This window comes from Parashewanella curva (assembly GCF_003675895.1).
Lineage (GTDB): Bacteria > Pseudomonadota > Gammaproteobacteria > Enterobacterales > Shewanellaceae > Parashewanella > Parashewanella curva.
In genome coordinates, this window is sequence record NZ_ML014853.1 from 1 (window position 1) to 10,369 (window position 10,369).

The 10,369-nt window shown below is 41.2% G+C and carries 11 protein-coding genes; 6 read left to right on the top strand and 5 right to left on the bottom strand.

The window, feature by feature from the left end; translation table 11 throughout:
- Positions 1–164: 164 nt before the first annotated feature.
- The 3 genes from D5018_RS19305 to D5018_RS19315 form a co-directional block, all read right to left on the bottom strand.
- Positions 165–833 carry an outer membrane beta-barrel protein gene (locus D5018_RS19305; RefSeq protein ID WP_121840622.1) on the bottom strand — a complete coding sequence of 223 codons (669 nt, stop codon included), beginning with the start codon at positions 831–833 and terminating at the stop codon, positions 165–167.
- Positions 834–918: 85 nt separating this feature from the next.
- The gene (locus D5018_RS19310; protein WP_121840623.1) at positions 919–1,497 is read right to left on the bottom strand and encodes a hypothetical protein; all 579 of its coding nucleotides are present in this window, start codon (positions 1,495–1,497) and stop codon (positions 919–921) included.
- A gap of 75 nt (positions 1,498–1,572) precedes the next feature.
- Positions 1,573–2,160, bottom strand: a complete 588-nt coding sequence (locus D5018_RS19315) for a TetR/AcrR family transcriptional regulator (protein WP_133309342.1) — start codon at positions 2,158–2,160, stop codon at positions 1,573–1,575.
- A 121-nt stretch (positions 2,161–2,281) separates the two neighbouring features.
- Between D5018_RS19315 and D5018_RS19320 the strand changes: the two genes are divergently transcribed.
- The 4 genes from D5018_RS19320 to D5018_RS19335 all read left to right on the top strand — a co-directional run bounded on the left by D5018_RS19320 (position 2,282) and on the right by D5018_RS19335 (position 6,354).
- Complete coding sequence (locus D5018_RS19320) at positions 2,282–2,464, top strand: hypothetical protein (protein ID WP_133309343.1); 183 nt, start codon at positions 2,282–2,284, stop codon at positions 2,462–2,464.
- 123 nt (positions 2,465–2,587) lie between these two features.
- Positions 2,588–3,598 (top strand): extracellular solute-binding protein, encoded by a 1,011-nt coding sequence (locus tag D5018_RS19325; protein ID WP_121840626.1) that lies wholly within the window; start codon positions 2,588–2,590, stop codon positions 3,596–3,598.
- Positions 3,599–3,634: 36 nt separating this feature from the next.
- Positions 3,635–5,332: an ABC transporter permease gene (locus tag D5018_RS19330; protein ID WP_121840627.1), complete on the top strand. Its 1,698-nt coding sequence runs from the start codon at positions 3,635–3,637 to the stop codon at positions 5,330–5,332.
- Positions 5,332–6,354 carry an ABC transporter ATP-binding protein gene (locus tag D5018_RS19335; RefSeq protein ID WP_121840628.1) on the top strand — a complete coding sequence of 341 codons (1,023 nt, stop codon included), beginning with the start codon at positions 5,332–5,334 and terminating at the stop codon, positions 6,352–6,354. Before D5018_RS19330 ends, D5018_RS19335 begins: the two co-directional genes overlap by 1 nt.
- A gap of 70 nt (positions 6,355–6,424) precedes the next feature.
- Here D5018_RS19335 and hemN read toward each other — a convergent pair whose 3' ends face one another.
- Both hemN and D5018_RS19345 read right to left on the bottom strand, forming a co-directional pair.
- Positions 6,425–7,801 (bottom strand): oxygen-independent coproporphyrinogen III oxidase, encoded by a 1,377-nt coding sequence (gene hemN / locus D5018_RS19340; protein ID WP_121840629.1) that lies wholly within the window; start codon positions 7,799–7,801, stop codon positions 6,425–6,427.
- Positions 7,798–8,838, bottom strand: a complete 1,041-nt coding sequence (locus D5018_RS19345) for a phosphotransferase family protein (protein ID WP_121840630.1) — start codon at positions 8,836–8,838, stop codon at positions 7,798–7,800. The genes hemN and D5018_RS19345 overlap by 4 nt, the downstream gene beginning before the upstream one ends.
- A 66-nt stretch (positions 8,839–8,904) precedes the next feature.
- On the opposite strand from D5018_RS19345, the gene D5018_RS19350 reads away from it, so the two are divergent.
- Both D5018_RS19350 and D5018_RS19355 read left to right on the top strand, forming a co-directional pair.
- Positions 8,905–10,227: a metal-dependent hydrolase family protein gene (locus D5018_RS19350; RefSeq protein WP_121840631.1), complete on the top strand. Its 1,323-nt coding sequence runs from the start codon at positions 8,905–8,907 to the stop codon at positions 10,225–10,227.
- Positions 10,228–10,369 (top strand): transposase (locus D5018_RS19355; protein WP_207819397.1); only part of this gene is annotated, 142 nt, incomplete at its 3' end.

Here is a 10,369-nt window from a genome sequence, read left to right on the forward strand (position 1 = left end):
AAAATGAGAAAACAGCAAAAGTTGGAATAAAAAGCAAACGGTTAAAAGCTGGCTGGGATGAAGATTATTTGATGAAGGTTTTAACCGTGGGCAAACTGAGTGTCTAATTTAGACCCGTTTGCCCTACGAGCTAAGTGAAGACTTAGTTATCGGCTTTTTTTCGATTAGAAGTAGTATCTTACTCCGACATTCCAAGAACCGTACTTCTTACGTTCTTTGCCATTTGGGCTGTAACTGTAACCCAGATCAACGCCGATATTCTTTGTGATAGGCATATTACCGCCGACAGTAAAGTAGGTAGCGTTATTGTATCGAGATAGTAAGAGATCCAAATCTCCCCACTCAGCAAAATCCACTTTTAAACCTGCTTCGAGATAGGGTCTAGTGTTATTAAAGTCACTTACTTGAATGTACTTTTTATCTTTTAATTGATAACTGAAGTCGTAGTCATTTTTTTCGTTGATCAAGCCAATGCCACCACGAATATCGACGTTATCCGTTAATGAACGGTATGCCCCCAAGATGCCGCCGAAAGTTGTAGTGATACCATCTGCGGTATGGTTAGTATTAATAATCGTATCACTGTCATCTATCGATAAACGACTAAACATCCCTTTTAAATACACACCTTTTTTCGGTGTATATTGAACGGTGGCGTTGAAGGATTTTCCCGAAAATGTAGGGCGTTGATCACCGACTTGAAACTGAGTTTTAGCAATAGATGTTCCCAGTTCGGCATAGTTGTATTTTAGCTCGCTCGCGATTGTTGTGGCGGATAAACTAAGTAAAGGTAACGCTAAAAGTATGGTGAGTTTTCGCATGTTAATAGACATAACGGTGTCCTCTTTAATAAAAAAGCGAATTTGAAAGTGTGGATTAAAGCCCGGGTAATCGGGCTCTTTGTGAAGCTAGTTCAGGTTATTTGTATTGAACAAATAACTGAGTGGTCTCAGGCTCCGAGTTATTGTTGAGGTAGTTGACTTCAACAATGGATTCAATGGGCCTGTGATAGTCAATCTTACTCCAGCCTTGAATAAGTTGAGCGTCTGTGTATTTACCTTTTGGCAAAAGCAGCGTTAATTTAGATGCAGCTGGAAGCGGTGTTTTGCCTATGGCTTTTTTCATTTCTTTCACATCAAAACCAATGGTGGCTGTCGCTTCTAAAAAGTCCGAGCTGATGTTCTTATAAAGGACAAAGGCCTTACTGGGTTTGCGAGATAATTGTGAATTTATCTCTTTTGACTTTCGAAAATCAGTCCAAAGCGAAGGTTGTTTTAGCAGTTCGATATGCGCGGTAAGACCTGAAATCGCTTGAGTAGTGTATGCAAGTGACTTGTGAGGCACAATTGCAGGGCTACTCTGATTAGGCTTAGCTGCGATAGGTGTAGTAATGGCTTTGTTGGTTATGGCGTTGGCTGGTGTGACTTGTAGCAGTATTGATAAGCCTATTCCAAACAAAACGGCTGATGTGATGACTCTCGAATGTAAAAAACGCATAAGATGATCCCAAAGAACATTTTATGCGCAGTTTAATCAGCTCATATTAAATTGTCAAACAGAAAATAAACTATTTTATTCATTGTTTTCAAGTGTTGACACTAAAAGTAAGCAGCTCTCCTTGAGCATATAAATTTCATCAGTGAGACCCAATGGCAGCAAACTCTCACTCATGATGTAGTTTGCATTAATGCTCGATGCGACTAAGCGAACCTTGTCATCATTAGCATTTGGAAATTGCGTTTTTAAAATTGTTGATATGTTTTGGATGCCTTCTTTTATCGTCGATTTTTGGTCTTCTTTTACTGAGTCTAACCGCTTGGCTTCAGAAAAAAGGGCGTCTACTACTTTTGTTCGTTGGATGTAATCTTTTGAACGCGAAGAAAACATAGTGTCGATTAAAGATTCTGCTCGGTTGCTTTTCGGTAGCCAGTGCATTATCTGTTGCCACTGTTCACTGTAATTTTTGCGCCAGCGTGAACTTAATGCACAGATGATGTCATCTCGATTGCCGATATAATGGCGTAGGATGGTACGTTTCATATTGGCGGTGTCAGCTATGTATTCTAGCGAGCTTTCTTGAATGCCTTTTTCGATAATGCATTGCTCTAGTGCATCTAGAATTTCTTCTCGTCTTGTTTTTGCTAAGCTGGGTCTTGCCATTAAAACGTCTCTTGTTTTATCGTGATTAATCATTATTCTACTTTTTAATTGTCTGCTTGACAATTAAATGGGTTAGTGGATAATTTAAGATTATTGTCACATTGAAAATAAATGGGTGAAAATGATGCCTTGGTCATACTGGTTAGGTTTTGCGTTAGTCTTATGGTTATTATTTGATTTGGTTCGTGGTGAAGCTTATATCTGGCAGTCGTATCGTCGAGACTCTGAGCCGGGGATGTATTGGTTCACCATGCTAATATGGGCGCTAGTGGCTGCCAGCTGTTTTCTTTATCCTTCTTTTTGATAAGGTTTCGTACCTCAAGAATGATACGTTTAATGTAAAAAATGTTGAAAAAATGATCTCCAACCTTTTTCATCGCCAAACTAAGTGATAAAATGCGAATAATTATCATTTGTGAGGTGAATTATGAAACGGTTATTAGCAACATCCATTTTGGCTTTTTCGGCTTTGAGTGCACAAGCGGCTGAGTCTCAAGTCAACATTTACTCATTCAGACAACCGTTTCTGATCAATCCTATTCTTAAGCAATTTACTAAGGAAACTGGCATTAAAACCAAAGTAGTGTTTGCAAAGAAAGGACTTATTCAACGTCTGAAGCGTGAAGGTGAATTGTCACCAGCGGATTTAGTGCTGACGTCTAATTTTTCCAAGTTACTTGAATTAAAAGACTCAGGTTTAACTCAGTCATATCGATTAACATCTGATATTTCTAATAGCATTGCGCCACAATTCCGTGATTCATCGAATCATTGGCTAGCCCTAACTAAACGTGTTCGTAATGTTTACTCTTCAAAAGATCGTGCTGGCAAGCTAGAAACGTTGAAGTATGAAGATCTAGCCAAAGCCGAATACAAAGGCCGTATTTGTACTCGTAGTGGTAAACATCCATATAACTTAGGCTTGATTGCTTCTATGATTGCCCATGATGGTGAAGCACAGACAGAACAATGGTTACGTGGCGTTAAAGCAAATCTAGCTCGTAAGCCGCAAGGGAATGATCGCGCTCAAGTAAAAGCCATTAAAGAAGGGCTATGTGATGTGTCGTTAGGTAATAGCTATTACTACGGTAAGATGATAAAAGACAGTAAGCAAAAAGCTTGGGCTGATGCAGTATATCTTAATTTCCCAAATCAAAAAGATCGTGGTTCTCACATCAATGTGTCTGGTGCGGTCATGGCAAAGCATGCGCCACACAAAGCGGAGGCACAAAAACTATTGGACTTTTTAGCTAGCGATAACGCACAAGCCTTGTATGCGAAGCTGAATATGGAATATCCAGTAAACCCTGAAGTGAAACCGTCGAAGTTAGTTCAGAGTTGGGGTGAGTTTAAAGCAGACAATATTGCTTTGGAAAAGATTGCTGAAAATCGCCAGAAGGCATTAAAACTCGTCGATAAAGTGGGTTTTGATTTATAATCTTCTGAATTCTCATTTTACCCAGTAGCAGATACCTTGAATAACAAACGCTACCGCTTTAATTTTTTGACACGCTCGCCTCATAATACTTATGGGCGAGCGTTTGCTTTTCTCAAAGGACTGACGACGGTTGGTACTTTATTGCTGATTTTGCCAGCTCTTTCCTTGATTTACCTCGTTATCACGTCAACGTTTTCAGGTGAGGTAGATGACAGCTTTAATGAAATAAAAGCAACCGTTCTCAATCACTATATTCTCAACAGTTTACTAGTGATGTTGGGAAGTGTCGCGGTCGCTTTAGTTTTGGCAGTACCCACAGCGTGGTGGTGCAGTCGCTATCAGTTCAAAGGTCGAAAATTACTGCAAGTGCTATTGATATTACCGCTGGCAATGCCTGCTTATGTGTCTGGTTATATCTATACTGAGCTACTTGATTTTGCCGGTCCAATTCAACGTTGGCTAAGACTCACCTTTGAGTGGCAGCGACCCAGTGATTACTGGTTTTTTGACGTGCGCTCGGTGAGTGGTGCATGCATCATGCTGGCGTTAGCCTTATATCCTTATTTATTTTTGTTACTGACCAATGCGTTTAGTAAACAAAGTCCACAAATGACAGCTGCTGCCCAAATGTTGGGGGCGAGTCGCAGGCGTATTTTTTGGACGGTGCAACTGCCTTTAGTGCGTCCTGCTTTGGTAATTGGATGTAGTCTAATTGCCATGGAAGCGCTGGCCGATTTTGGTACAGTACAATTATTTGCGGTAAGCACCTTAACTACCGCGATTTATGATGCATGGTTGGTGTACGGTAGTTTGCTGACAGCAGCGAAATTGTCATTAATGATGTTGCTGTTGGTATTGGGAATATTGTGGATTGAGAAACTTAGTCGTCGTCAGCAACAGTATTTTACTGAGAAGTCTGCAACGGATGTGTCGGATAGAGCTGAACCTACGACAAAGCAATTGTGCATCATATGGGGATATGCTCTGACGGTTTTAGGTTCAGCCCTATTACTTCCTGTTGGGTATTTGTTTTTATTCGTACTGGATTATTGGCATCAGAACACTCAAAGTCAGTTATGGCAACACTTATTAAGCAGTATTGGATTAGCTGTGATTGCAGCAAGCGTCGCCAGTATTATTGCGCTCGTATGGAATCAAGAGCAGCGTATAACACTATCTAAGCTATCCAGCATAAAGTTGTCGTTGTCGTCACTTGGCTACGTTATTCCGGGAACGGTTTTAGCAATAGGACTATTGATCCCTTTAGGTAGTGCCGACCTTATGCTCAATAGGTTGCTAATTCAGTTTGATTTACCCAGAGTAGGGCTAATTCTTTCTGGTAGTGTGTTTGCTTTGATCATGGCCTATGTTGTACGTTTTTCGGCTATCGCCAATGGCAGTGTGCAGTCTGCTTATGAGCAGATCCCACGTCATCAAGATGATGCTGCCAGAATGCTTGGAGCTTCTCGATTTAAGGTATTTAAAGACATTAATTTACCGCAGTTACGTCCAGCGGTATTCACTGCATTTTTATTAGTCTTTATTGAGTGCATTAAAGAATTGCCTGCCTCTTTATTATTACGACCATTTGATTTTGAGACTTTATCTACTTATGTCTATCAATATGCCAGTGATGAACAGTTAGAGCATGCGGCTTTAGGTGCGTTATTGATCATCGCGGTGAGTATGTTGCCACTATTGCTTTTACACAGACAGAATAAAGGAGTGAGCTAATGCCTAACCCACAGTCTGATTTGGCGTTAGCCGTCGATAATTTAAGTTTGTCATTGTCGGGAAAGCCCATCCTTAAGCAACTGGTTTTAGAGCTCAGCCGGGGTGAAAGCTTATGTTTGCTCGGCCCAAGCGGTTGCGGAAAAACCACCGTACTAAAATGTATTGCAGGATTACTCACCCCTGATACTGGAAGCATTGTAGTTAACGGTCGTTTAGTGGCAGGTAAGCAATCCATTCCTCCACAGCAGCGCAATATTGGGTTTATTTTTCAGGATTACGCGCTATTTCCACACATGACAGTAGCAGAGAATATAGGCTATGGCCTGTCTAAACTTAGTAAATCTGATAAAGCATATCGCATCAATGAATGTCTGCAGCTGGTGGACTTAGCGGGCTTTGGTGATCGCTATCCTCATCAATTATCGGGTGGTCAGCAACAACGGGTAGCCTTAGCACGTGCACTCGCGCCTAAACCCAGTGTATTGTTAATGGATGAGCCATTTTCCAATATTGATGCTCAATTAAAGCGGCAAATGATGGCTGAGTTAAAAAGCATTTTTAAAAAAGCCAATGTCAGTTGTATTTTTGTGACTCACGCTAAAGGGGAAGCGTTTGCCTTTGCTGATAAAATTGCTGTTATGCTTGAGGGGAATATCGCTCAGTTTGGTAGACCTATGCAGTTGATTAATCAGCCTGCCTCTGTCGCGGTAGCCGAATTTATGGAATGTGGGAATGTGTTGACCGCAGAGCAAGCCAAGGTCTTGTTTCCAAGGCTTGAGCTTACGCAAACAGGATCGTGGCTATTTAAGCCAGAATGGATAGATATTGATAGTACCGAGTATGGTGTAAGGGTGAAAAATATTGAGCAGATATTTAATGGTAGAGAGTATTTCGTTGATATTACGATTGATAATGATCAGTTGCAGAGCGTTAAAATGGTTAGTCAGCACTTGCTAACCGTAGGTGCAATAGAAAAGTTGGTTTTTAGATATAATAATACGCCATATTTAATCAAAGAGTAGATCACATCTAGTTGCAGATTGGAATGATAGGGTAACTCATTGAATAAGTTACCCTATCATTGAGAGCCAATTAAATCACTCGTGAAAACTGTTGCTGACGCGCCTTTTCACGGAAATACTTATCAAAACACATACAGATATTGCGGATCAAAAGGCGACCCGTTTCACCTATGGTGATCACTCGGTCATCAATATTGACTAACTTATCATTAATGAAGGTTTGCAGTAGCTTTAAATCTTCTTCAAAGTAAGTTTCAAATTCTATCCCCAACTCTTGCTCCATCTTGGCCATATCTAATTCAAAATGACAGATTAGTTGCTTGATCACCGCACGGCGAATTTCATCATCTCTATCTAATGAACAACCTTTCCAAAGCGCATTAGTTTTGTCATCAATGGCTTGGTAGTAGTCTTTGACTTCTTTTTGGTTCTGCGCATAACAATCACCAATTTGGCTGATAGAAGAAACCCCTAAGCCTAACAAATCACACTCTTCTTGAGTGGTATAGCCTTGGAAGTTGCGGTGTAATTTGCCTGCACGTTGTAATTTGGCTAGTTCGTCATCGGGCTTAGCGAAGTGATCCATACCAATAAATTGATAACCTGCGCCAGTTAAACCTTCAATAGATTGGTGAAGAATTTCTAGTTTTTCTCGTGGTGACGGCAGTGTTTCGTCTTTAATTTTACGTTGCGCTGCAAAGCGTGCAGGTAGATGAGCATAATTGAACACTGATAAACGATCGGGGGATAACTCTATGGTGCGAGCGATGGTTTTAGCAAAGCTGTCCGCAGTTTGGTGTGGCAGACCATAAATTAAATCGACATTGGTGGATTCAAACCCTAATGCTTTGGCTTTACCAATTAAGTCGAAAATAAGTTGTTCGTCTTGTTCACGGTTTACCGCAACTTGTACTTCTTTATTGAAGTCTTGAATGCCAACTGAAATACGGTTAAAACCCGCTTTCTTGAGGGTATCCAGCATAGAGAGTTCGATTTCTCTAGGGTCGATTTCAATTGAAAACTCACCCGTTTCTGCAAAGTTAAAGGCAGACTTGAGTTGATCTGTTAGCCACAAGATTTGCTCTGGTTCAAGATAGGTTGGTGTACCGCCACCCCAGTGCATTTGGGTCACTTGGTAGTCTTTAAATAGTGGAGCACGGGCTAAAATTTCAGCCTTTAAATACTCTAGGTACTGTTCAGCTTTATGCTTATGGCGAGTAATGACCTTATTACAACCGCAGTAATAGCAAAGCTTGGCACAAAACGGAATATGGATGTAAAGCGATAATTGACGGCTATTACTGGTTTCAATGGCGTTTAAAAACTGATCTTCGGTAAAGTTTTCGTCAAACTCTAACGCCGTTGGATAAGAAGTATAACGTGGACCGCTGTAATTGTATTTTTCAATCATGGATTGATCCCAGCGGATCTTTGAGGAATAACTCACAATGCTTCTCCGGCTTTTATTTGAATGAGCGAAAGTGTGTGAAGTATGCCTGATACCATACCGCAAAACTTTGATCTAACGCATGTTGTGCTTTTGACAGTCTGTCGATTAGATCGCAATGAAGCGCTTAAGGCGTTTTGAAATGCAGTATTCAGCTCGACTCTTGCCTCTGGTGATAAGTGCAGCATCATTGATGCGTAAGAGATGGCTTGATGGGCATAGCATACATGTTCACACAGTTGCCAAGCTTGCTCCACTTGCTGTGGCTGATAGTGTTGTTTCCATGGTTTAAGATAGGCGTCTATGATCTGGGTTTTGTCTTGAGAGTCAGGCATTCGATATAAATAAGTGCCATCAATAAAGGGATGACTGATGCAGGCATCACTCCAATCAAAAAAGATACATTGATCATCACTCATCGCCACATTTTCAATATGAAGATCGCCGTGAACGAGAGTTTCTCCTATTTCCAATTGGCTGAGTTCATCAATATTATGTGAGAGCTTTGCAATGGCTTTTTCAGTAGCGAGTATTATTTCGCTATCCAACAACGACTGTAATTGGGGGTGTTCAATCAGAAGTTGCAACTGAGCGGCCACGTCAGATATTGGACGATTTAAGCAACCTTGTTTGTTGAAGTCTTTGAGATAAGACAAGCTATCCAATTGCAGTTGGGCAAATTGCTCGAATGCATCCGCCCATAATGTCGCTGAACTGTCTTCTGCTAATCCACCACCAAAGTCCTTGGTCAACTGATATTGATGTGTTTCTTCTATGGCTAACACTTCAGGTGTGGGCATATTGATGGAGTGAAGGTATCGCGATAACAGCGCTTCATTAGAAAATAGAGGCAACTTAGCTGTCGCTTTAAAATAAACATCGCCTTGTTCCGTCGGTTGTTTCAAGACATGTCCTAGTCCCCAGCCTGAAACAGGCTTTAGCCTTCCGATGCTATTGATTTTCTGTAGCTTTAACTGCTTTGTAACCCAGTGATTAGCAGATTCAAGCCAATCATTATTATCCCAAATTTGCTCCATGAATACTCCTTGTCATGAGAGATTGAGTCACTTATTCTGTGAAAAAATAAACAAAAAGGTAATATAATGACAACCAAAGCCCTACCACTATTATTGCTGGGAACGTTGAGTGCCAGTTTTACCGCCACTGCCGATTTGCTGATTTATGCAGGTCAATTGATTGATGGAAAATCGAATACCCCACAAAAGAAGATGACGCTGGTGGTGGATAATGACCGTATTAAAGACATCAAGCGTGGCTATATCAAGCCAAAGTCAGAAGATGAAGTCATCGATTATCGGCAGGGTACAGTGATGCCGGGCTTTATTGATATGCATACCCATCTTTCGTTTCAAATGAGCTCAAACTCTTACATGGAGCCCTATACCCTTAATCCAGCAGATATTGCTCTTCGAGGGACACTATTTGCTAAGAAAACCCTGAAAGCGGGATTTACTACGGTTCGAGAGCTAGGAGACAGTGGCAATGCTTCAGTGGCATTACGAACAGCAATTAATAAAGGCTATGTGCAAGGACCGACTATTTATACCGCGGGTAAATCAATTGCGACAACTGGTGGTCATGCCGATCCAACCAATGGTCGAAAACTTAGCATGATGGCAGATCCCGGTCCGAAACAAGGGGTAATCAATGGTGAAGATGATGCTTATAAAGCTGTGCGTCAGCGTTACAAAGAAGGAGCCGATCTCATCAAAATCACCGCAACCGGTGGTGTATTGTCCATGGCGAAAAGTGGTCAAAACCCACAGTTTACTGATAGAGAATTAACAGCCATTGTGGCGGCTTCTAAAGATTATGGTTTTAAAGTTGCGGTACATGGTCATGGTAAAGAAGGCATTAAAAGAGCGATTTTGGCAGGGGTGAACACCATTGAACATGGCACTTACCTTGATAAAGAAACTTTCGCTTTGATGAAGAAACACAAAGTGGCTTTAGTGCCTACTCTAAGTGCAGGTGCTTTTGTGGTGGAAAAAGCCAAGATTGATGGATACTTTCCTGAAATCGTACGACCCAAAGCCGCAAGTATTGGTCCGAAAATGCAAGATATGTTCTCTAGAGCCTACAAAGCTGGCGTGACTATTGCCTTTGGAACCGATGCTGGCGTTGGTGCCCATGGGGAAAACGGCAAAGAATTTGCGTTAATGGTCAACGCGGGTATGCCTGAGATGAAAGCCATTCAAAGTGCGACTTCAGTTGCCGCCGAAGTGTTAGGTGTTGATGATATTGGTCATTTAGCCAAAGGTAAGCGTGCCGATATTGTGGCGGTAAAAGGTAACCCACTTAAAGATATTACTTTGTTGGAAAAGCCATCATTGGTGATCAAAGCAGGGAAAGTGGTTGAATCTCTGAGGGTTTTATTCCCCGCAGCTTGCTGCGAAAATAGGTGAATGAGTGAGTTTATCCACAAGAGTCATAACGTAACTGTTTTGTTATATCACCTAGTTTTCCCAGCAAAATACAGAAGGGCAGTTTTTGATGAATCAGTTGACGAAGAACTGAAACAAGTCTGTCTAGAAATAGAGCTAAGAT